Source organism: Streptomyces sp. NBC_00726 (assembly GCF_045161735.1).
In the GTDB taxonomy this organism is placed as follows: Bacteria; Actinomycetota; Actinomycetes; order Streptomycetales; family Streptomycetaceae; genus Streptomyces.
On record NZ_CP108983.1, the window covers coordinates 4,950,341 to 4,974,829 of the forward strand.

Annotated in this window: 11 protein-coding genes and 1 pseudogene; 9 read left to right on the forward strand and 3 right to left on the reverse strand. The window is 68.8% G+C overall.

Going from position 1 to position 24,489, the window contains the following annotated elements; translation table 11 throughout:
- Positions 1-132: 132 nt before the first annotated feature.
- Positions 133-3,210 carry a glycoside hydrolase family 3 protein gene (locus tag OG338_RS22290; RefSeq protein ID WP_405939011.1) on the forward strand — a complete coding sequence of 1,026 codons (3,078 nt, stop codon included), beginning with the start codon at positions 133-135 and terminating at the stop codon, positions 3,208-3,210.
- 91 nt (positions 3,211-3,301) lie between these two features.
- Entirely contained in the window at positions 3,302-4,699 is a 1,398-nt protein-coding gene (locus OG338_RS22295) for a hypothetical protein (protein WP_405939012.1), read from the forward strand.
- A gap of 77 nt (positions 4,700-4,776) precedes the next feature.
- Here OG338_RS22295 and OG338_RS22300 read toward each other — a convergent pair whose 3' ends face one another.
- Positions 4,777-6,399 carry an adenosine deaminase gene (locus tag OG338_RS22300; protein WP_405939013.1) on the reverse strand — a complete coding sequence of 541 codons (1,623 nt, stop codon included), beginning with the start codon at positions 6,397-6,399 and terminating at the stop codon, positions 4,777-4,779.
- Between the two features lie 322 nt (positions 6,400-6,721).
- On the opposite strand from OG338_RS22300, the gene OG338_RS22305 reads away from it, so the two are divergent.
- From OG338_RS22305 to OG338_RS22320, 4 genes are all read left to right on the forward strand, one after another.
- On the forward strand, positions 6,722-7,579 hold the full coding sequence (locus tag OG338_RS22305; RefSeq protein ID WP_405939014.1) for a GH25 family lysozyme: 858 nt from the start codon (positions 6,722-6,724) through the stop codon (positions 7,577-7,579).
- A 93-nt stretch (positions 7,580-7,672) separates the two neighbouring features.
- Complete coding sequence (locus tag OG338_RS22310; RefSeq protein WP_405939015.1) at positions 7,673-8,803, forward strand: glycoside hydrolase family 3 N-terminal domain-containing protein; 1,131 nt, start codon at positions 7,673-7,675, stop codon at positions 8,801-8,803.
- 109 nt (positions 8,804-8,912) lie between these two features.
- Positions 8,913-10,946, forward strand: coding sequence for a LamG-like jellyroll fold domain-containing protein (locus OG338_RS22315; protein ID WP_405939016.1), 2,034 nt, complete (start codon positions 8,913-8,915; stop codon positions 10,944-10,946).
- Between the two features lie 123 nt (positions 10,947-11,069).
- Complete coding sequence (locus OG338_RS22320; protein WP_405939017.1) at positions 11,070-11,714, forward strand: class I SAM-dependent methyltransferase; 645 nt, start codon at positions 11,070-11,072, stop codon at positions 11,712-11,714.
- On the opposite strand, the gene OG338_RS22325 is transcribed toward OG338_RS22320, so the two are convergent.
- Complete coding sequence (locus OG338_RS22325; protein ID WP_405939018.1) at positions 11,711-11,950, reverse strand: DUF397 domain-containing protein; 240 nt, start codon at positions 11,948-11,950, stop codon at positions 11,711-11,713. The two genes, OG338_RS22320 and OG338_RS22325, sit on opposite strands and share 4 nt — an antisense overlap.
- Positions 11,947-12,774, reverse strand: coding sequence for a Scr1 family TA system antitoxin-like transcriptional regulator (locus OG338_RS22330; RefSeq protein ID WP_405939019.1), 828 nt, complete (start codon positions 12,772-12,774; stop codon positions 11,947-11,949). The genes OG338_RS22325 and OG338_RS22330 overlap by 4 nt, the downstream gene beginning before the upstream one ends.
- 111 nt (positions 12,775-12,885) lie before the next feature.
- On the opposite strand from OG338_RS22330, the gene OG338_RS22335 reads away from it, so the two are divergent.
- The 3 genes and pseudogenes from OG338_RS22335 (at position 12,886) to OG338_RS22345 (ending at position 24,452) form a co-directional block, all read left to right on the forward strand.
- On the forward strand, positions 12,886-13,305 hold the full coding sequence (locus OG338_RS22335) for an ATP-binding protein (protein WP_405939020.1): 420 nt from the start codon (positions 12,886-12,888) through the stop codon (positions 13,303-13,305).
- A gap of 297 nt (positions 13,306-13,602) precedes the next feature.
- A pseudogene (locus OG338_RS22340) lies at positions 13,603-17,868 on the forward strand (LamG-like jellyroll fold domain-containing protein).
- 140 nt (positions 17,869-18,008) lie between these two features.
- Positions 18,009-24,452, forward strand: a complete 6,444-nt coding sequence (locus tag OG338_RS22345; protein ID WP_405939021.1) for an RHS repeat-associated core domain-containing protein — start codon at positions 18,009-18,011, stop codon at positions 24,450-24,452.
- Positions 24,453-24,489: the final 37 nt, after the last annotated feature.

Genomic DNA, 24,489 nt, shown 5'->3' on the forward strand with positions numbered 1-24,489 from the left:
GCCCCCCCCGAGCCCCCCCCACGCACCACCACCCCCCACAGGCACGTCACCTCCCGGTACCACCCGCGTCCCGCGCGCGGCCCAGCACCCCCGCTGCGCCGCGCGCGGGCACCGTACGAAGGAGTCGCACAGATGCCACCCCGCACCCGTCGCCGGGCCAGACCCGCGACCGCTGTGCTGGCCGCCGCCACCGTGGTGGCCGGCCTGCTCGCCGGCGCGGTCCCGTCCACGGCGGCCCCGGCCGCCGACGAACCGGCACCGGTCGCCATCGACCGCTTCGAGGGGGAGGTGCCCTTCGCCGGTCAGCCGGCCGAGGGCATCTTCACCTGGGGCGGCGACGCCGACGACCCGCCCACCCTGGCCCTGAAGGACCGGGCCGACGCCCCCGAGGGCGACAAGGTCCTCGAAGGCACCTACGACATCAGCGGCTACGGCGGCTTCAGCCACGACTACGCCGCCGACGCACAGCCGCACGACTGGTCCGCCCACAAGGGCATCCGCTTCTGGTGGTACGGCCAGAACACCGCGCCGCTGCCGCCCGGTTCGGGCAAGCGGATCAACTTCGAGATCAAGGACGGCGGCGCCAACGGCGAGGCGTCCGAGCTCTGGACCACCTCGTTCACCGACGACTGGGAGGGCTGGCACCTCGTCGAGATCCCGTTCGCCGACTTCACCTACCGGGGCGACTACCAGCCCGTCGGCGGCATCGACCAGGTCCTCGGCCTGAACGAGATGTGGGGATACGCCCTCACCCTGCCGACCGGCGCCCCCGGCACGTTCGCCATCGACGGCATGGAGCTGTACGGGAAGGCCGACGCGGCCCTGAAGGCGAGCGTCGTCACCGAGGCGGCGGTGGTCCCGGTGAAGCAGGGCGCGTCCGCGTCCCTCGGCTTCACGCTCACCACGACCGGGTCCGTCCCGCTGGACGAGCCCGTCACCGTCGCGTACGAGACGAAGGGCGGCACGGCCGAGTCCGGCACCGACTTCACGCCGGTCAGCGGCACGTACACCTTCCCGGCGGGCACCGCCTCCGGCACCACCCACCAGGTGAGGATCGCGACCAAGAAGGTCTCCGGCGCCGCCACCGCGAAGACCGTCCCGCTGGAGCTGACCGTCACCGGCGCCCGGCCGCCGAAGGAGAACCCGCAGGCCGTCATCGACGCCCACGGGCTGCCGTACCAGAACGCGAAGCTGCCGGTGAAGCAGCGCGTCGCCGACCTGCTGTCCCGGATGTCGCCCGCCGAGAAGGCCGGCCAGATGACCCAGGCCGAGCGCAACGCGCTCTCCTCGCAGGGCGACATCGCCGCGTACGACCTCGGCTCGCTGCTCTCCGGCGGCGGCTCGGTCCCCTCGCCCAACACCCCCGAGGCGTGGGCGAAGATGATCGACGGCTACCAGCTGCGCGCCCAGGCCACCCGCTTCCAGATCCCGCTGATCTACGGCGTGGACGCGGTGCACGGCCACAACAACCTGGTCGGCTCGACGATCATGCCGCACAACGTCGGCCTCGGAGCCACGCGCGATCCGAAGCTGGCCGGGAAGACCGGTGCCGTCACCGCGAGCGAGGTCCGCGCGACCGGCGTCCCGTGGGACTTCGCGCCCTGCCTCTGCGTCTCGCGCGACGAGCGCTGGGGCCGCTCCTACGAGTCGTACGGTGAGGACCCGGCCCTCGTGAAGTCCCTGGAGACCGTGATCCAGGGCATGCAGGGCGCCGCGTCCGGCAAGGACCTGGACCGCAACGACAAGGTGCTGGCCACCGCCAAGCACTACGTCGGCGACGGCGGTACGGAGTACGGCTCGTCCACCACCGGTTCGTACACGACCGACCAGGGCGTCACCAAGGTCACCCGGCAGGAGCTGGAAGCCGTCCACCTCGCGCCCTTCGAGGAAGCGGTCGACCGGGGCGTCGGCACGGTCATGCCGTCCTACTCCTCGCTCGACATCATCGGGGACGACAAGGGCCCGGTGAAGATGCACGCCGACGCCGAGATGATCAACGGCGTCCTCAAGGACCGCATGGGCTTCGAGGGCTTCGTCATCAGCGACTACGCGGCGATCGACCAGATCCCCGGCGACTACGCGAGCGACGTGCGCACGTCGATCAACGCCGGGCTCGACATGATCATGGTCCCGACCAACTACAAGGACTTCACGAGGACGCTCCAGGACGAGGTCACCGCGGGCCGCATCCCGCAGTCCCGGATCGATGACGCGGTCTCCCGCATCCTGACCCAGAAGTTCAAACTGGGCCTCTTCGAGAAGCCGTACGCGGACACCGCCAACCTCAAGAAGATCGGCTCGGCGGAGCACCGGGCCGTGGCCCGCGAGGCCGCCGCCAAGTCGCAGGTGCTGCTGAAGAACGACGGCGGCGTGCTGCCGCTGAAGTCCTCGCAGAAGGTGTACGTGGCCGGCTCCAACGCCGATGACATCGGCAACCAGGCCGGCGGCTGGACCGTCAGCTGGCAGGGCTCCTCCGGTGCCATCACCACGGGCACCACGATCCTGTCCGCCATGAAGAAGGACGCCGCGTCCGTCACGTACTCCAAGGACGCGTCCGCCGACACGGCCGGCTACGACGTCGGTGTGGTCGTCGTCGGTGAGACCCCGTACGCGGAGGGCGTCGGGGACGTCGGCAACGGGCACGACCTGAAGCTGTCCGACGCCGACCGGGCCGCGATCGACAAGGTCTGCGCCGCGATGAAGTGCGCCGTCCTGATCGTCTCGGGCCGCCCCCAGCTCATCGGGGACCAGCTCGACGGCATCGACGCGCTGGTGGCGTCCTGGCTGCCGGGCTCCGAGGGCGACGGCGTCGCCGACGTCCTCTTCGGCAAGCGGGCCTTCACCGGGCAGCTCCCGGTGACCTGGCCCAAGTCCGAGGCACAGCTCCCGATCAACGTGGGCGACGCCTCGTACGACCCGCAGTTCCCGTACGGCTGGGGCCTCACCACGCTGAAGAAGCCCCCGGCCGGCGGCGAGGTCACGCTCGCCCTGCTCGGCCTGGCCGCCCAGGTCACCGAGCGCGCCGGACTCGGGAAGACCGGGATCGGCCGGGAGATCGTCGGGCAGGCCCGGCTGCTGGTCCAGCAGAAGACCGGCGGCAAGCTGACCGAGAAGGTGTCCAAGCCGTTCGCGGACGCCGACCACCTGCTGCTCACCGGTGATCTGACCGGTGCGGTGGCGAAGCTCAGGACGGCCTACCGGGCCGCCTGAGGGCGCGGAACGGGCGGGCGGCACCAGGAGGCCGCCCGCCCGTTCCGTACGTCTGGACCCGTTTCATACGGGTGTGCGTTAGCTTGGGAGTATGCGGAACAGGCCGTTTTGCGTGCTTACGGCCCCGGCGGCGCTTCTGGCGGGGCTCCTGGCCCTGCTGTCCGCCCTCGCCCTCTTCCTGGCCCCCGCCGCCCCCGCCGCGACCGGGGCCTCCACCGTCAACGACGTCGCCCAGGCCCTGCGCAAGGGGCCCGTCTACGTCGACCCGGCCGCGTCCGACGAGCTCTCCCGGAGCCAGGCCGCCGCGCTGAGCAGGAAGATCGAGGACGCGGACAAACCGGTCTTCGTGGCCGTGCTGCCGAACACCGCCGCCTTCCCCAAGGACACCGTGCTGCGCACCCTGCGCGCCGAGACCGGCATCTCCGGCGTCTACGCGATCCGCCTCGGCGACGGCTTCAGCGCGGGCGCCGACCCGCGGGTGATGTCCCGGAACGCGGTCATCAACCTCACCGCCGCGGTGAAGACCCCCGGAGCGGACACCGACGCGGCGACCCAGCTGGGCGCCTTCGTGGACCGCGCCCTCGAACAGGCCCGGGGCAGCGCCCCCGCCTCCTGGAGCGGCGGCGAGCACTCCGCGTCCACCGGCCGCTCGACCGCCGTCGGCCTCGCCGTGACCGGGGCCGTAGTAATCCTCGGCGGTGCCGCCGCGTACACGGTCGTACGCCGCAACCGCAGGCGCAAGGAGGAAGAGGAGCGGGTCGCGCTCGACCGGCTGCGGGTGGTCGTGGACGAGGACATCACGGCGTACGGGGAGACCCTGGAACGGCTCGACTTCCACCCGGCGGAGCCCGGCGCCGACGACACGATGCGCGGCGACTACGAACGCGCCCTCGACTCCTACGAGAGCGCCAAGTCCCGGATGGCCGGGGCGAAACACCCCTCGGACGTGCGTGGCGTGACCCAGGCCCTGGAGGACGGCCGCTACTCGCTCGCGGTGCTCGACGCCCGCCGCTCCGGCCGCGAACTCCCGGCCCGCCGTCCGCCCTGCTTCTTCGACCCGCGGCACGGTCCCTCCGTCGCGGACATCCGCTGGGCCCCTGCGGGCGGCAGCGCCCGGGAGGTCCCGGTGTGCGCGGCGGACCGGACGCGGCTGGACGAGGGCGAGGACCCGATGAGCCGCACGGTCGAGGTGGGCGACGGCACCCGCCGTCCGTACTGGGAGGCGGGCCCGGCCTACGGGCCGTGGGCGGGCGGCTACTTCGGCGGCGGCCTGCTCCCGGGCCTCCTGATGGGCACGATGCTCGGCTCGATGCTGTCCACCCCGGCCTACGCGGCGGACTACGGCGGCGGCGACTACGGCGGTGGCGGCGACTTCTCCGGAACGGACTTCGACTCGTCCGGCTTCGGAGGCGGCGGGTTCGGGGACGGCGGGGGCTTCGGGGACGGGGGCGGGTTCGGCGGGGGCGGGGACTTCGGGGGCGGGTTCTGAGAGCGCCGCTTCCGGCGGCATGACGGAGGGGGTACGGGGCCCGCGCCCCGCACCCCCTCCGTCATGGTCCGACCGGCTCAGCGACCCCCGTGGGCCCGCTCGAACGTGGCGAAGGCCGCCTCCTGGCGCCACTCCGTCGCCGCCTTCGGGCTTCCCGCGAGGTAACGCGCACAGCGCGCGCTCGGGTGGGCGGTGCCGGGGCGGTCGGCCCGGCAGGCCGCGACCGTGCGGTAGGCGGAGGGGGCGGTGCCGGTGGCCCACAGGCTGCGGCCGTCGCGGAAGGCGTACTCCAGCGAGGCGCGGGCCAGGTCCTTCAGCTCGGTGTACGAGAGGCGGTAGGTCTTCGCCGCGTACTGGTACTCGTGGCTGATGTCGATCCGGGAGACGCCCGGGTCGTCCGTGGAGAGGACGATCGGGACGCCGTAGCGGCGGTACGCGTTGAACGGGTGGTCGTCGCCCGCGATGCCGAGGATCTGCTTGTTGCTGGAGAACGGCACCTCGACGGCCACATGGCGCCGGGCCATCGTCCGGGCCAGCGCGCGCCAGTCGTCCTCGTGGACCAGGTCGACGCCGTGGCCGATGCGCTCGGCGCCGGCGACCCGGACCGCCTCGTTGATGTGGAAGGTCAGGTCCTCCGGCTTGACCAGGCCCGGAGCCAGCTCACCGGCGTGCAGGGTGAGGTGGGCGCCCGGGTACCGCCCGCGCAGGTACTTCAGCATCCGCATCTGAAGGCTGTAGTCGCGCAGCGAGGTTTCGCCGTCCTCCGGCTGCACGAGGTTGACCGCGACGAACCTCGGGTCGCGCTCGGCCAGCCGCATGCCGACGGCCATCTGCGTGAACACGCGGTTCGGGGCGCTGCCCCGGGACACCTGGGAGATCCACCGGACCGGCAGCTTGCAGGCGGGGGCGGGGCGCGGGGTGTCGCAGTGGGCGGCCTCGCGGAACTGCGCGTCGCTGTCGTCGGCCTCCTGGACGGCCTCGTCGATGACCTTGTCCAGCTTGCCGCCCGCGACCAGCTTGCGGTGGAACGCGGCGAAGTCGGCGTCGTAGCCCACCTCGTCGGCCAGCTTCTTGGCGCTGTCCGAGGCCGGGCTGACCATCGTCTCCAGGTAGAACTGGTTCTGCTTCACCACGGTGTTCGCGACATTGGCGAGCATCTTGCCCCGGGCGTACCAGGTGGCCATGCCGAACTTGCCGAAGGTGTCGAAGAAGTGGTCGTGCCCGGACTCGTCGGCCGGGAAGTCCTGCATCGACCAGGCCCGGATGATCTGCTGCTTGAACGCGGCGTCGGTGCGCGCGTCGGAGGCCGGCCGGGCGCCCGGGGCGCACGGCGAGGCCACCGCGGTCATCGTCGCGTCGACGCAGAGCCCCTGCTCGATCGCGAGTTGGAGCAGATATTCGGTGGTCACCGCGCCGGACAGGTGATTGTGCAGGTCACCGCCCTTGGGCAGCTCCTTGAAGAAGGCCCGCAGCTGAGCGGGCCGCTCCCGCAGCGAGTCCAGATAGGCGGCGGTACGGCGTTCGGCGGGCGTCACCGGGCGCGGCGCCGCGTACGCGGTGGTGCGTACGGCGCTGTCGCGCGCGGGAGCGGCGGCGGTCGCGGGGAGCGCCGGAATCAGACTCAGCAGGGCGAGCGCACCGCCGAACCCGGCCAGCAAAGGGGACTTGGGACGGCGGACCGTCCGGTTGGTAGAGATCACCGACGCATGATCGCGCTCGCCAAGGTCATTTGCCCGCGAATCATGCCTATGCGCGGGAACGTCCACCCGAACGAGTGGGGTCCGGCCTGGCGGACCGGCCCGGGGCGCGGAAAGTTCCGGCGGGCGGCGGGCGTTCGCGCTGCTCACACGGGCGGGTCATGGTCTAGACCACTAACGAAGGGCGAAAACTGTTTACCGGAGGGCCGCTTCTGTGGCTGACTATGTCGTGTTCGCGACAAGTGGACGCGCGTAGACCCATGCGTGAAGCGTGCTGCCCGAGCGGCCGGCCCCGGCCGCTTCCCCCACCAGCAGGAGGCTCCTCATGATCACCCGCAAGAGACTCACCGCGGCCGGCGTCCTCGGTACGAGCGCGGCACTGCTGCTCGGCCTGATGTCCGGCACCGCCTCGTCGGCGCCCCGCCACGACAACCCCGTCCCGCTCGGCAAGGGGTACATGGGCGTCGGCTACGTCCAGGACGGCAAGGACTTCAAGCCCGACACCCGGCAGCTCGCCCTGGACGCGGCCCCGGAGGCCAACCTCAAGGCGAACCCGGCCGGCATCGACGTCTCCAGCTGGCAGGGCGGCATCAACTGGAGCTCGGTGCGCGGCGCGGGCATCGAGTTCGCCTGGATGAAGGCCACCGAGGGCCTGACGTACAAGGACCCGACGTTCAGCGCCAACTACCTGAACGCCTACAACGCGGGCGTCATCCGGGGCGCCTACCACTACGCGCGCCCGGACGTCTCCGGCGGCGCGGCGCAGGCCGACTTCTTCGCCGGCAACGGCGGCGCCTGGTCCCGCGACAACCTCACGCTCCCGGGCGTGCTGGACATCGAGGGCACCTGCTACGGCTACTCGCAGGCCGGGATGCGGCAGTGGATTCTCGACTTCTACAACAAGTACAAGGCCCGCACCGGCCGCGACGTCGTGATCTACACCAGCCCGAGCTGGTGGAACACCTGCACCGGCGGCTGGAACGGCATGTCCGCCCGCAGCCCGCTCTGGGTCGCCCACTGGACGTCCGCGGGCAGCCCCAGCATCCCGTCGGGCTTCCCCTTCTACACCGTCTGGCAGTACAGCTCCACCGGATCGGTGAGCGGCGTCTCCGGCAACGTCGACCGGGACCGCTTCGGCGGCGACCGCTCCCGCCTCCTCGCCCTGGCGAACAACACGCCGTGAACGTAAACGTATAGGTGTACGAGCCGGAGCGGCCCGACCCGGGCCGCTCCGGCCCCCACCAGCCCCCCACGACCGTTCACGAAGGAGTACGTCATGACCCCACCCCTGAGCCGGCGCGGCGCCCTGATCGCCGGGGCCGCGGCCCTCGCCGGCGGTCTCGGCCCGGCGGCCGGCGCGGCGGAGGCGGCCCTCCGGCTGCCGGAGAGCACCCGCCCCCGCTTCTCCGCCCTGTCGCCCCTCCAGCGCGCCGGGCAGCGCGTCATCCACTCGTACCCGGGTCTCACACCCCCCGCCTCCCTGATGACCGCGATCAAGCAGGGCCACACGGCGGGCGTCATCTTCTTCGGCGAGAACGTCCAGAACCTGACGCAGATAGAGGGCGTGATCCGCTCCATGAACGAGGCCCGCGCCTCGTCGCCCATCCAGGCCCCGCTGCTCCTCATGACCGACCAGGAGGGCGGCCTGGTCCGCCGCCTGCCGGGGGAACCCGTCAAGTCCGCGAAGGCCGTCGGCGCCTCCTCCGACCCGCACTACTGGGCCGACTTCACCGGCAGCGGCGCGGGCCTCAACCTCGCGGGCGTCGGCATGAACGTCAACCTCGCCCCGGTCCTCGACGTCTACCGCGCCAACGGCGACTTCACCGACCAGTACGAGCGCTCGTACAGCAAGTCGGCCGCCGCCGTGGCCAGTTGCGGCGCCGACTTCATCACCGCCCAGCAGCGCGAGGGCGTCGCCGCGACCGCCAAGCACTTCCCGGGCCTGGGCCCGGCGACGGCGAGCCAGAACACCGACCTGCGGTCCGTCACGATCACCACCTCCGCCGCCACCCTCCGCAGCGTGGACGCGGCCCCGTACAAGGACGCCATCGCGGCGGGCGTCAAGCTCGTCATGCTCTCCTGGGCGATCTACACGGGCCTGGACTCCGCCCGTCCCGCCGGCCTCTCCCCGACCGTCGTCGGCGAGCTCCGCAACCGGCTCGGCTTCAAGGGCGTCACCGTCACGGACGCCCTGGAGGCCGGCGCCCTCTCGTCCTACGGCAGCACGTCCCGGCGCGCCGTCAAGGCCGCCGCCGCCGGAATGGACCTCCTGCTCTGCTCGGCCCGCGACGTCTCCCAGGGCGACGAGGCGGTCACCGCCCTGGCGGACGCCCTGGGCGACACCCTGGACCCGGCCGCCTTCGACGCGGCGGCGGCCCGGGTGAACGCGTTGCGCGGGGGGTTGTGAGGGGGCGCCCTGCTGCCGGCCCTTCCGCCATGGCCTGCCATGGGTATCGGCTTGAAGCGACCTCTATCGTTCCCCTATGCGAATAGAAAGATCAACAGCATGGCGGGGGGTGGTCGCCGTGCTTTCCACGGCGCTCCTCCTCGGCGTGGGGTCCGTGGGACAGGCGTCCGCACTCGACACCGTGCCCGGAGACCCGGGGAACAACGCCCACACCGTCGAGCCGCTGCGTGTGATGACGTGGAACGTGTGCGGAGAGGCCGGTGGGGCGGGACCCTGGGCATCGGGGTACTGCCCGGAACGCAACACCCGGCTGCCCGACGGCACCAACACTCTGAAGAAGGCGGCGCAGATCTCCGACGTCGTCACCGGGGAGAACCTGGACGCCGTTCTGCTCCAAGAGGTCTGCGCCGGCACGCGGAACAGCAACGGAACGCGAGGTGCCAGTCAACTCGACCAGATCCTCGGCATGCTCAATCGAACGGACACGTCTTGGAGCGCCGTATCGGCCATCACCCCGCGTCCGAACGGTGATTCCGACTGCCGGGGCAGCCTGTCGGGGGACGTGAGCGTGGCGATTCTGGCGAAGGGCGGTATCGACTGGAAGCGCGAGACGCAGCTGCCGGCACCGGCCGGAGTGCAGCAACGCGGAAAGGTGCTGTGTGCGGGGGTCGCCGGATGGGAGACCCATCTGTGCACGACGCACCTCACCAACTACGACACCTCCCTGCCGTCCGGTGAGGCCGCAGCGGCGTACCAGGCACAGATCGGGGCCGTCTCCGACCAGGTGGACGACTTCCGGCAGGTCGTCCTGGGAGGTGACTTCAACACGCGGGTGCGTGACAGCCTGCAACCGCTGTACCGGACCTTGGCCGAATGCGACCAGCAGGGCTACTACGCCGGTGACACGCCGAATGAGATGACCAAGGTCACGAACCAGTGGCTTCCGACGGCGGACGGCACTCTTACACAGGGAACGGTCCAGACCTCGAAGATCGACTACCTGTTCGCCACAGCCGGGTTCGGGGGCTGCGACTCCCTGCCCGAGCTGGCGGACAGCGCCGACTACTCCGCCCAGCCCGACTGCACCACGAGCAACGGGGCGGCCTGCGTACCGAACGCCCCCTCCGACCACGCCCCGTTGCTCGGGACGGTGAAGGGCGGGCCACGCCTGAACTGGTCGCTCCGCAATGAGCAGGGCCATTCCGGTTCTGCGCAGGGTGGTGTCGGCTGGAGCACCGAACACGGAGGCGCTGCGATACTGGACGGAACGACAGGGGAGATCGACGCTGGCGGCCCCGTCGTGGACACCACGCGGAGCTTCACCGTCTCCGCCTGGGCCAAGATCGACCCGGACGCGGGCACCTCCGTAGTGATGGCGCAGGACGGCTCCAGGATCAGCGGCATGATGCTCTGGTTCAACCAGGGGGACCGGACCTGGCGGTTCGGTATGCCCAAGGCCGACAGCAACACCTGGGACATGGACCAGGCGATTTCCCGGACGCCCGCTGTGCCCGGCCGCTGGACCCGTCTCACCGGAACATTCGACGCGCTGAGTGGTGCCATCACCCTGTATGTCGACGGTGTCCCGGTCGGCTCTGCCGTCCACCCGGCGACTTGGCGGGCCACCGGAGCCTTCACCGTCGGCCGCGACAAGGTGTCCGGCCACGCCAACGCGTTCTGGAAGGGGTCCCTCCAGTCGGTCACGACGTTCGATTACGCGATGACCGCCGCCCAGGTCGCCTCCGCGGCGGGTGCGCTCACCGCACCCACCCGGACCGGGACAGCCCCCGGCACAGAGACGAACGGGCCCGGGTGCCACAACGGGAGCTACACGGCCGGGGACTTCGGTACCGTCCCCACCACTACCCCCGAGCTGACCGCGTACGTGGCACACCCGGACCCCTCCCACGACGTCTGGGCCGAATTCTCGATCTGGGACAACACCGACCCGCAGCAGCCGCAGCCGATCTACCTGGGGGGCCCGGGCTCCGCGAGCGGAAAAGTGCTGGGGGAGGGCACGGTCTCGGTCCGGCCGACGCTGCTCGCCGGACACAAATACGGCTGGTACGTCCGGACCGCAGACGGCACCTCGGCCCCGTCGCCGACGGCAGCGGTCTGCCACTTCACGGTCGCTTCGTCGTGACCCGAGAAGGCGGCATCGTCGGTCAACGGGGCTTATCGGGGACCGGAGTCGCGTCATAGACTTCGCGACCATGACCTTCGAAACGGTGTACACCGACGCGCCCGTGCGCTGGTAGCGGCACCCGTGTCCTCGCCCGAGCCCGGCAGCGCCGCCGACGTCGTCCGTACGTGGGACGCGCGTGCGGACCACTACCTCCGGCTTTTCCGCCACGAGCTGGACGGCAAGCCGTACGACCTGGCGGTCCTGCGCGCGTTCGCGCGGCGGGTCGGCGTGGGCGGCAGGGTGTACGACGCGGGCTGCGGGCCCTGCGGCCATGTCACGGCGCTGCTCGCCGCCCAGGGCCTCGACATGCTGGGCATCGACCTCTCACCCCGCTGCGTCGCGCTGGCGCGCCGGGAGCAGCCGGGCGTGCGGTTCGCGGTCATGGACCAGGGCGCGGTCACCGGCGGCCCGCTCGACGGCCTCGTCGCGTACTACTCGCTCCACGACCAGCCCAAGCACCGGCTCCCCGACACGATGGCGGCCTGGGCCGCCGCGATACGCCCCGGCGGCCGGCTCCTCGTCGTCGCGAAGGAGGGCGCGGCGGACGGCGTCATCGACGACCCCCTGGGTAGCGAACTCCGCGTCTACTGGGCGGAGTTCACCGCGTACGAACTCCGCAGGGCGGCCCACGGGGCGGGCTTCAGTACCGACGACTGCACGGTCCGCGAGGCGTACGAGGACGAGATCCCGGCCCGCCGCGTCTACCTCGCGGCCACGAGGCGTTAGGCGTTCGCCCGGAGAAAGGCGTCCCAGGCGGCGGGCGGCACGGTGAGCATGGGCCCGTCGGCCACCTTGGAGTCCCGGATATGCACGGCCGCGGGGTGCGCGGCGACCTCGACGCAGTCGCCGCCTTCGCTGCCGCTGTAGCTCGACTTGCGCCAGTTGTAAGCCACTTCGAGGCAGTCGCCGCCCTGGCTGCCGCTGTAGCTGGACTTGAACCAGTTGAGGCCGGTGCGGGTCATCTCTCTCCAAGCAGGTGTTCCAGTAGGCGGATGCTCTCCTCGGGCGTGAGAGCCTGCGACCGGAGCATCCCATATTTCTGCTGGAGAACGCTGACGTCATCCGGATCATCGTGGAGGAAGCTGACCAACTGCCCTTCCACATAGGCGAGATAGTCGTGGTCCGGGGTTTCGAGAAGGACCATCGGGCCGTCAAGGGCGGCGTGCTTGGGCAGGTTCGACGGCATGATCTGAATGCTCACGAAGGGGAGTTCGGCGCACTCGCGAAGGCGCTCGATCTGCCTGCGCATCATGCCGGGCTCTCCCATCTCGCTGCGCAGGACACTCTCCTCGATGATGAAGTGCAGCATGGGGCGCGGCTTGCGGGTCAGGAGCTTTTGCCTGGCCATACGGGCCGCTACCTGGTCTTCCTGCTCGTGCTCCTCCAAGGGTGGGTACTGGCAGGACAGAACGAACCGCGCGTACTCCTCTGTCTGAAGCAGTCCGGGGACGACCTGGTTCTGGTACGACATCAGGCTCAGCGCGTTCTGCTCGTAGTCGACAAAATCCTGTACGAACGCCGGGAACCGCTCCTTCTGCGGCATCTTGGAGACGGCGACCTGCAATGCTTGCTTGGTGTCCAGGAGCTGGTCCAGGACCATCGCGAAGTCCAGTTGCAGCGCGCGACGCCCCTGCTCGATCGACGCGATCGTGTCCTCGCTGACCCGGCACAGGTCCGCGAGGGCGGCCTGCGTTAACCCGGCGGCTCGCCGGAAGGTCGCCACCTGGGCGCCGATCAGGTGCCACGACGTAATCCGCTTCTTACTCGTCCGCTGCGCTTTCTGCATGCAGTGCCTCTCCCCGCTACGACCGCGTGATGACCCGTCAGCGCTCGTACATTGACTCCGTACGACCTGACGCGGTGCACAACGGTAGTGACGATGTGTGACCTTCGTCTCATGAACGAAGCAACTCAACTCCTCGAATTCCGCGAAGCCTTCTACCGCCGGGAGCGCCGGTCCGTACCGCTCGTACGGAAGTTCGCGCGGCAGGCCCTGGTCGACTGGGCGTGCGAGGAGCACCAGGTGAACACCGACGACGTACTGCTCTGCGTGAGCGAACTCGCGACCAACGCCCTCGTGCACGGCGTGCCGCCGGGGCGGGGCTACCGCCTCTTCCTGTACTGGGACCGCGCCGAGGCCCGGCTGAGGGTCGAGATCCACGACAGCGGCGACGGCGAGGTCCCGGAGATGGCCCCGTCCCCGGACCCCACCGCGGAACGCGGCCGCGGCCTGATGCTGGTCGCTGCCCTGGCCGCCAAGTGGGGCGTCGGCGAACGCAACCCGGGCAAGATTGTCTGGTGCGAGTTTGCCACCTAGGCAAGGAACCTTTGCTGAAGCATGGGCATGTCACCGTGCAACCGTGATGCAGGCCGCACCTGGAATGGGTGGTTCTAAGTCGTGCGCCCGACTTCTCCTGGCTGCTGACCAGCGGATTTGCTGTTTAGGGTCTGGGATGGTTCCCGCCCTCAGGGAATTTTCACAATGTGACTTCTCTGAGGTGGGGGTATGTGGGTGCGTGTGCGAACGCGCGGTGGTGCTGGAGCGCTCTCGGGGTTGCAGCCTGTCGTGGTGCTTCACGCTGCAAAGGCACGTCGTGAGCGGGGCGGGGAGAATATGCAAAGAAGAAGACGTCACAGCCAGCAGCGTTGGTTGGGGGCGGTGCTCGCGGCCGCGCTCGGGGGAGCGGTGCTGCCTGGCCTGTCGATAACGGCAGCCGCTCCGGCGGCCGCCGCTTCCAGTGAGACCGCCGCCGACACCGGCGATGCGTCGGCCGGGGCGGCTTCGGAGTCCGAGGCGCTGGCACAGGCGAAGAAGTCTGGCAAGCCGGTCGAGGTGCTTGCCCAGCGGGGTGAGACGCGGGAGGTCTTCGCGACGGCTGACGGGAATCTGGAGGCGCGGGAGTACCTGCGTCCGGTCTGGACCCGGTCGGGCAAGGGCTGGAAACACATCGACACCACGCTGGCGCGACAGGATGACGGCACGGTCGCCCCGGCCGCGACTACGGTGCAGCTGGCGTTCTCCGGCGGCGGTGCCAAGGAGCCGCTGGTGCGTCTGGAGCGAGCGGGCCGTGCGGCGAGCCTGACGTGGCCGACGTCGCTGCCGGCCCCGGTATTGGACGGTGCGGTAGCCACCTACCCGTCGGTGCTGCCGGGCGTGGATCTGCGAATGACGGCCCAGGAGGACGGCTTCTCGCAGCTTTTGGTGGTCAAGACGGCCGAGGCTGCGCAGAGCGAGGAGCTGGCTGAGCTGCGGTTGAAGCTCGGTACCGAGGGCCTGGACGTCAAGGAGACCAGCCAGGGCGGATTGCAGGCGGTCGACCGCGGTGCCGGCGGCACGGTATTCGAGGCGCCGCAGCCGTTGATGTGGGACTCCAGCAAGGGCGATGCGCCGGCGGCGAAGTCGCTGGGCGTCACGGCCACGGCCACCGACGGCGGAGACGGGGAGCCGGGGGCCGCCGAGTCGGGGCAGCTGGCACCCGTCGGCGTGGATGTCACCACGGACGATGAGCTGGTACTGACCCCGGATACCCAGGTGCTCAAGGGAGAGGGCACCACCTACCCGGTGTTCATCGATCCGCAGTGGTATTCGCCGCATGCGTCGGCGTGGACGATGGCGTCGAAGTACTGGGCGTCGTCGCCGCAGTGGAAGTTCAACGGTGACTCGGACTCCGGTATGGGTTACTGCAACTGGTCGTATTGCCAGCCCAATGACACCAAGCGGCTCTTCTACCGCATCCCGGTGTCCACGTTCGCGGGCAAGTCGATCCTGTCGGCCGAGTTCGTCGTGCACAACACATGATCGGCGTCCTGCTTGGCGCGTTCGGTGGAGCTGTGGGAGACAAAGGGCATCTCGTCGTCGACGACGTGGAACTCGCAGAACGCTTCGGGGTTCTGGGTCAATAAGCTGGCCTCCGACTCGTTCGCGTACGGCTACAGCGGCTGCTCGGCCAAGGACGCCGAGTTCAACGTGAAGTCGGCCGTGCAGTCGGCGGCGAACGCGCACGACTCGACGATGACGTTCGGTCTGCGGGCGGGCAACGAGAATGACGGCTATGGGTGGAAGCGGTTCTCGGACAAGGCATTCCTGCGGGTGCAGTACAACCGTCCCCCGTCGCAGCTGAAGTCTTCGCAGCTGACGATGGAGTACGGCGGTACCTGCAAGCCCGCGTCGAAGGCCGCGCGGGTGCGTACCCTGGGCAAGATCACCGCGAACAATGTGACGGACCCGGACAAGGACAGCGTCTCGGTGCAGTTCCAGGCGAGCTGGGACGGGGGTTCGTGGAGCCCGGCCAGGACCGGTGCCAAGAAGTCGGGTTCCGACTTCACGATCAGCTTGCCCTCGTCCATCCCGGCCAACAAGACGGTGAACTGGTATGCCCGCGTCTACGACGGCGCGCAGTACTCACCATGGTCGTATGCCGGCGACCCGCAGGCTTGCTACTTCGTCTACGACACGTCGGTGCCCAAGGCGCCTGCCGTGGCCTCGGGCCAGTACCCGGAGTCCGATCCGAGCGATCCGGACGACCCGTGGTACGACGGGGTGGGGCAGTACGGGTCGTTCACGATCGACTCGGCCAGTACGGACGTGACGTCGTATTGGTACGGCATCAACACCGACCCGTCCTCCAAGAACAAGATCACGACCTCGGGTGGGGCCGCTCAGATCGCGAAGGTGCTTCCCGCCAAGCCGGGCGTGAACTTCGTGACGGCGCAGGCTTTCGACTCGGTCGGCAACGGCAGCGAGATCCGGACCTATCAGTTCCGGGTGAAGGCGGGGCAGCCGGCCCGGGCGACCTGGCAGCTGGACGAGGCCGCAGGTGCGAGCGAAGCCAAGGGGTCCACTCCGGGGCGCGCGCTGGGGCTGCACGGTGGCGCGACCCCGGGCGTGGCGGGGGCGGATGGCACGGCGGTGCATTTCAACGGCACTGACGCCTACGCTTCCACCGATCTCTCGCCGGTCGACACCAGCAGGGGCTTCGCGGTCTCGGCGTGGGTGAAGCTCGACAAGATTCCGACCGCGACCGCGGATGTGGCCCTGATCCCGGGCAACAACGCGCCTGGCATGGAGCTGTACTACTCGACGACGTTCGGCTGGTCGTTCAACCAGTACAAGTCCGACGACGCCTCCGCCGGCCTGGCGCGCGCCGACCAGGGTGACACCAGCAAGGTGAAGGCGGGGACCTGGACCCATCTGGTCGGCTCCTACTCGAACTCCGCCTCCACCCACGAGTTGCAGTTGTTCGTGGACGGTGTGCTGGCCGAGACGGTGCCCTACGACGCGCCGTGGATCGCGCGGCGCGGCCTGCTGGTGGGCGGCAAGAACTTCACCGGCACTCCGAGCGCCCTGTTCCCGGGCACCATCGATGATCTGCAGATCTTCGACAAGCCGCTCGCCCAGGACGAGGTCGACAAGCTCAAGGCCAAGCAGAGCGTGGGCGACCCCGGCCGCCCCGCCATCGCCGTCTTCGGCATGGACGACGCGGCCGATGCCACCGAACTGAGCGGACACGGCGGCGTCCTGCCCGCCAAGTACAACGGCACGGTCACCACGGGCGTGGAGGGCATCGCCGGCAAGGCCGCCAAGTTCAACGGCACCAACGCCTACGCGAAGATCGGCCAGACCAGCGGCCCGCACGTCAACACCGAGCGCAGCTTCACCGTCTCGGCCTGGGCCAAGCTCGACAAGAAGCCGACCGGCGCCGCGGTGATCACCGCACAGGCAGGCCAGGTGGCTCCCGGCTTCGAGCTGTACTACTCGGCCGGCTATGACCGGTGGGTGTTCAACCAGTACTCCGGCGACAGCGCCGACGCCACGCCGATCCGTGCGATGCAGCCCGACGGCACCACCGCCCGGGTGGGGGAGTGGGTGCACCTGGTCGGTGTCCACGACACCGTCGCCAACACCCTCACCCTGTACGTGAACGGAGCCAAGGCCGGCGCGACGACGCTGGAGGGGGCCTTCTACGCGAACCAGTCGATGTACATCGGCGCGTCCAACTACAGCGGAGCCATGGGCTCCTACTTCCCCGGCACCATCGACGACGTCCGGATCATGGACCGGCCCGTCTCCGCCGAGGAGGCGGCGCAGATGTTCCGCCAGCGCCCGCTGGTCAAGGCCCGCTGGAACTTCGAGACCGTCACCACCGGGTCCCCGGTCACCAGCCCGGACTCCTCCGACAACGCCAACACGATGACCCTGGGTGGTCAGGCCCAGCAGGGCATGGGCTGGATCGACTTCAACGGCCTGCAGCTGGACGGCGTGGACGACTACGCAACCGCCACCAGCCAGCCGCTGGATACCTCCTCCAGCTTCACCGTCACCGCATGGGCCCAAGCCGCCGCACTGCCCACCCAGAACGCCAGTGTGGTTTCCGCCGCCGGCACTCACACCAGCGCCTTCGACCTGCACTTCACCCCCGATGCCGCGAACGCGGACGGGATGGGCAGCTACAGCGCGGACATCCGCACCGAGGACACCGTCGACGCCGACACCGACAGCGTCTCGAACTCCGAGTTCTACGACGCACGGGACTGGAACCACCTGGCCCTCGTCTACGACGGCTTCGCCAAGGAAGCCCGGCTGTACGTCAACGGCGTGCTTCAGGAGACCGCCTGCACCGACGCCGACGGCAACGGCGACGCGGACGACACCTCGTGCCAGGACCTGATCGCCTGGGCCGACAACGTCCTGGCGTTCAAGGCGGGCGGCACCCTACAGGTCGGCCGTGCCAAGACCGGGGACGCGTTCGGGCAGTACTTCCCCGGCGTCATCGACGACGTCTGGACCTTCCAGGGCGCGCTGAACGATGACCAGATCGCCCAGCTGGCCAGCTCATTCTTCGACATTCCCACCGACGTCCCCAGCGGCAACCAAGGCTGATCCACGAGCGTCGGGTGGGCGGGCCTGTCAGTGGTCCGCCCACCCGGCACACGCGGTTGCCTCTGCGATATCTCCACCTGATTTTCCGCGCCCGGCCCATCAGAGTGGCCAGGCGCCCGACAGCGATGGACACGTCACGTATGAAAGCCAGTCCCGGGGCAAGACTGCTCCGCAGAACCTCACTCGCCCTGTCCACGGTCCTCATAGGCAGCCTGCTACAGGGTGTAGCAACCCCGGTCGCGGCTGCGGCGTCGAGCCTGCCCGGTCTGCCGGCGTCGGAGAAGCCCGTCGCGGGCACCAAGGACACAAAGGTCAAACCGCGGGCACAGCACAAGGGATCCCGCGTCCCGACAGGCACCCCGCACAGTACGCTGCCGAAGGCGACCGAGGTCACCACGTCGCTGCCGGCTGCGGGTGCCAAGGGCGCGAAGCGGTTCGCCTCGCCGAAGGGGCAGCCGATCGGGATCGCGCGCGCCACGAGCAGCGCGGCCGGCAAAAGCAGGGCGAAGAGCGGCCCGGCGAGCGATGCCCTCGCGCTGAACGGCGTCACCTCACGCGTATTCGATTCCCAGCATGCCGAGCGCGCGGGAGTGAAGGGCATGCTCTTCACTCTCGCCCCGAAGGCCGCGGATCCCGCTGCCAAGGGGAAGGCGCCGGTTGACGTCTCCGTCGACTACTCCTCCTTTGCTCAGTCCTTCGGCGGCTCCTACGCGTCTCGCATGCAGCTGGTGGAACTGCCGGCCTGTGCGCTGACGACGCCCGAGCAGGACAAGTGCCGTAAGGCGCAGCCTGTTGCGGCGGTCAACGACACGGACCAGCAGACACTGACCGCCAGCGCCATGTCCCTCCAGGCCGGCGCACCGACGGTGCTGGCGGCCACGGCGGAGGCGGAAGGGGACAAGGGCGACTACAAGGCCACCTCCCTTTCGCCGTCCTCCACCTGGTCGACGAGCCTCAACACCGGTGCCTTCACCTGGTCCTACGACTTCCAGACCCCCGAGGTGCCGGGCGGGCTGAAGCCGAGCGTCGGTCTCTCGTACTCGTCGGGTGCCATCGACGGGCGCACCGGAGGCACGAACAACCAGGGCTCGTGGGTCGGTGACGGCTTCGACCTGTGGCCCGGTTCCATCGAGCGCCGCTACAAGCCGTGCGCGGACGACGGGGTCAAGAACGCCGACGGCAACAAGCCCGGCGACCTGTGCTGGGCGTACGACAACGCCTACATCTCGTTCAACGGCGCGAGCGGCGAACTCGTACAGACCGGCACCAACACCTTCAAGCTCAAGAACGACGACGGCACGAAGATCGCCCGTAGCTACAACACCGCCCTCGAAAACGGTGACAACGACGGCGAGTACTGGCGTGTGACCACCCCGGACGGTACGAAGTACTACTTCGGCCTCAACCGGCCCAGCGACTGGAAGGAAGGCGACGAGGACACGAACTCGGCCTGGACGGTTCCGGTCTACGGGAACGACGCCGGCGAGAAGTGCCACGGCGCCACGTTCGCGGAATCCTGGTGCCAGCAGGCTTGGCGGTGGAACCTCGACACAGTTGTTGACACACACGGCAACGCCATCACCTATCACTACGGCAAGGAGACGAACTCCTACGGCCGCAACCTCAAGGCCGACGACGACACGACGTACGTCCGCGGCGGATACCTCGACAAGATCAACTACGGCCTGAGGCAGGGCGCCTATTACGCCCCGCCGCTGGCCCAGGTCGTCTTCGACAACAAGGAACGCTGCCTGCCCCAGACCGGCGTGACCTGTGCGTCCGACACGATCGACTCCAAGTCGGCCTACTGGTACGACACCCCCTGGGACCTGAACTGCAAGGCCGGTACCAGCTGCGACAACGGCCGGCTCTCCCCGTCCTTCTGGACCCGCAAGCGACTGACCGGCATTACCACCCAGGTACGCAACACCGCGGGCACCTACGACAAGGTCGACTCCTGGAAGCTCGACCACCACTGGGGCACCGCGGACACCGACTACCAGCTCCTGCTGGACAGCATCCAGCACACCGGTGAATCGGCGACCCCGGCGATCACGCTTCCCAAGACCACCTTCGATTACACACAGCTGGAGAACCGGCTCGACAAGACCGGCGACGGCTACGCCCCGTTCATCAAGGCCCGGCTCTCGACTGTCGCGGACGAGTCGGGTGGTCAAGTCGATGCCAACTACTCCGCTCCCGCGTGCGACTGGAGCGAGTTGCCGACCCCCGAGACGAACACCACGAGGTGCTTCCCGCAGTACATCGGCGGGGACAGCACCGATGACGCGGACCTGCAATGGTTCAACAAATACGTCACCACATCCGTGACCAAGACCGACCGGACAGGCGGGTCGCCGGACCAGGTCACGTTGTATGACTACCTCGGTGACGCCGCTTGGCACTACGACGATGACGACGGCCTGACCAAGGAGAAGGAGAAGACCTGGTCCCAGTGGCGTGGCTACCAGCACGTCAGGGTCAGGACCGGCGGCCAGGGCGGCGCCACCGAGATGAAGACACAGCAGGACAGCTACTTCCTGCGTGGCATGAACGGCGACCGCAAGGATGCCTCCGGAGGTACCAAGTCCGTCTCCATCACGCTGGGCACGGACGAGGGCGACCCCATCACCGACCACGAAGCCGTTCCCGGCTTCGGCTACAAGACGGTGACCTTCGACAAGCCCGGCGGCAAGGTTCTCGGCAAGACGATCAGTCGTCCCTGGTACCACCAGACCGGGAAGAAGGTCCGGGACTGGGGCACCGTCACCTCGAACTTCACCGGAACCTCCAGCAGCAAGACCTGGACCTCGCTGGACGCGGGTGCGGGTGCCAAGTGGCGCACCACCGCAACAGCGACCAAGCACGACACCATCGCCGGCCGAATCACCGAAGCCGACGACTACGGCGACGACACCACCTCCACGGACAACACATGCACGCGTACCACCTACGCGGGGGATGCGAGCAGCGCGATTCTCAGCATGCCGGTTCGGGTTGAGACGGTTGCGAAGGCATGTGACGCACCTGTCGACAAGACCAAGGATGTCCTGAGCGACGTCCGCACGGTCTACGACAGCGGCACCTACGGCGCCGCGCCCACGAAGGGCAACGTCACTGCTGCGGCCACGTTGAAGAGCCACGACGGCACGAAGGCGACCTACCTCGAAGCCGGGGCCACCTTCGACAGCTACGGCAGGCCACTGACCGCCACGGACCTGACCGCCAACGTGACGGTCACGGACGACGGCACCCCTGTCCGCACCGCACGTACCGACGGCCGCACCACCACGACCACCTACACACCCGACACCGGCTTCGCCACCCAGACGAAGGTGACGACGCCACCGGCCAAGGCGTCCGACGCAACGACGGCCCAGGCCACCACCACGGACATCGATCCGGTACGAGGGCTGGTCGCCAAGCAGACCGACACGAATAACAACGTCACCGAGTACGCGTACGACGCGCTCGGCCGGACGATCAAGGTCTGGGCCGCCGATCGCCGCAACACGCAGACGCCGACCAAGCAGTTCGCCTACACAGTCGATGAGGGCAAGCCGGTCACTGTCGCGACCAAGTCGCTGAACAATACCGGCGGACAGATCACGTCCTACGAACTGTTCGACGGATTCCTGCGAAGCCGGCAGGCTCAGGACCCTGGGCCCGACGGCGGCAGCGTCATCACGGACACCTTCTACGACGAACGCGGCCTCGTCAGCAAGACCTTCGAGCCCTACTACGTCACGAACGCGCCCAGCGCCGAGCTGTTCAAGCCGGACGACGCGCTCTCGGTCGAGACCCAGACGCGCACCGCGTACGACGGACTGAACCGCGCTGTACAGACCCAGCAGATAGCCGGCAACGGGGACGGCGGCCAGGTCCTCAATACCACCAAGACCATCTACGGTGGCGACCGCGTCACCGTCATTCCGCCGGTCGGCGGTACAGCCACCACGACCCTGAGTGACGCCCGCGGCAACACGACCGAACTGCGCCAGCTGCACAGCCGTTCCGCCGACGCCGCCTACGACACCACCACCTATCACTACACACCGCGCAACGAACTGGACAAGGTCACCGACCCTGCCGGAAACCACTGGACGTACACCTACGACCAGCTCGGCCGGAAAATCTCCACGACCGACCCCGACCAGGGCACCACAACCACCACCTACGACGACCGCGGCCAGGTGACCTTCACCAAGGGCTCGCGCACCGACGTACCCGGACTGGCATTCCTCTACGACGGTCTCGGCCGCCAGACAGAGGTACGCGAGAAGACCGCGACTGGAACCCTGCGGACCAAGCAGGTCTACGACACGGTCGCAGGCGCCAAGGGGCAGCTTGCCGAATCCATCCGGTACGTGGACGGCCAGGCGTACACCTCGAAGGTCACCGCCTACGACAGGCTCTACCGCCCCATCCGGTCTGCGGTCGTCATTCCCGCCGCTGAGGGCGCCCTCCAGGGCACCTACCAGACGGGGGCCACCTTCCTGCCCTCCGGCCTCGCCGCCGGCGTGAGCTACTCCGCGGCCGGCTCCCTGCCGGGCGGCTCCGCCAACTACACCTACGACAACGCGACGCTCCGCCCGGCCACGGTCTACGGCGAGGGCATGACGTCCAGCGTCAGCTACAGCCTCACCGGCAAGCCGCTCCAGTACCAGATGAGCCTGACCTCCGGCGGCAAGATCACGCAGGTCACCAACACCTACGAGTGGGGCACCCAGCGCCTGGCCACCTCCCGCGTCGACCGCCAGGACCAGCCCGGAGTCGACCGCTACGCCACCTACCACTACGACGAGGTAGGCAACGTCCGCTCGATCTCGGACACGTCCCGGACCGGCACGGACAACCAGTGCTACACCTATGACTACCTCGGCCGGCTCACTGAAGCCTGGGCCCAGCCCACGGCGACCTGCGTAGCCGCGCCCGCGGCGTCCCAGGTCGGAGGTCCCGCCCCGTACTGGCAGTCCTTCACCTACGACAAGTCCGGCAACCGCGCCACCCAGACCCGGCACGACGTCACGGGTGACACGGCCAAGGACCTCAAGGACACCTACACCTACCCCACGCCCGGCGCGGCCCAGGCGCACAGCCTGAGCTCCCGGACCACCACCGGGCCTGCCGGTTCCACCACCGACACCTACACCTACGACTCCTCCGGGAACACGATCACCCGCCCGGGCCAGTCGCTGACCTGGGACGCCGAGGGCCACCTGGCAAGCGTCACCAAGAGCGGCGAGACCACCAGCTACCTCTACGACGCCTCCGGCAATCGGCTCATAGGCCGAACCCCGACCGAGACCACCCTGTACCTGGGGAACACCGAAGTCACCCTTCCCGCCGGCGCCACCAAGGCAAAGGCCACCCGGTACTTCGACCTCGGCGGCGGCCAGATGGCCATCCGCAGCGACGACGGCACCTTCGCCTTCACCGTCGCCGACCAGCACGGCACCGGCGAACTGTCCATCCAGGCATCCAGCCTCGCCCTCACCCAGCGCCGCACCCTCCCCTTCGGCGGAGAACGCGGCACCACACCGACAACCTGGCCCGGTACCAAGGGATTCGTCGGCGGCACCGACGACACCAAGACCACCGGCCTCACCCACCTCGGCGCCCGCGAATACGACGCCAACCTCGGCCGCTTCATCTCAGTCGACCCGGTCCTCGACCTAACCGACCCCCAGCAGATGAACGGCTACACCTACAGCAACAACAGCCCCGTTACATACTCCGATCCCACCGGCCTGTGGCTCGATGACGGCACTGGCCACAACGAGCCACGCCCTGGCCAGCATCGCGAGGATGCCGGCAAGGCACCCGGAGGTACTGGAGAGAATGGCTGTTACTACACCTGTGACTATGGCACCGGAGACGGCGGCGTAATTCCGTCGGCCGGCAGCTTGCCCGCCGCTCCCACCAAGAGTTCAGGTGTGCCGAGTCCGCAGCCTCAGGCTCCACCCTTGACGATCCCTGGCTGGGTCTGTGATCACATGTGCTCAGCGGAGAACTTCGAGCGCAGCACTCTGGGACTCGTTCCTGCGGCAACAATTATGAAGTGCAAGCAAGGGGCCGTGGCGAGTTGTGCTCTACTCGCGGCCGAATTTGCGCCCTGGGGTAAGATTCTTGGGAGTGCGCTCTCTGCAGGGGCCCGGGTGCTGGCTGTTAGTCGACTACTGGCTACGCACGATGCCACCGTCGTGGCTGCCATTACCGGACTTCGATCGACATGGCATATCGGGAAGAGGCGTGTAGTTGCTTCCGGTCTTCTCCAGACAGAGGACGGGACCACTATTATGAGGTCGGCAAGCGGTCCCGATAAAGCTGGCCTTCTTGAAACCCCGAGAAATCCAGTTTTTGCGACCAAAGATACCGGGATTGGTTATAGTTTCAATCGGGGTGCTGACGCGGAATACAAAGTCATGGAAGAGGCTGCGCGGGTTCTTGGGGAGCCGGTGGGGCAGCGAGGTATCCTCACCATCAGGGTGAGTAAGACCCCGTGTACTTCCTGTGGTGGCGTGATAGATCAGTTCAGGGAACGCTATCCGAACGTCTGGCTCCGGATTGCGATTGGAGAGTAAAGCGCGTAAGTAGTTGTTGGGCATCCGGTCGAGGCTG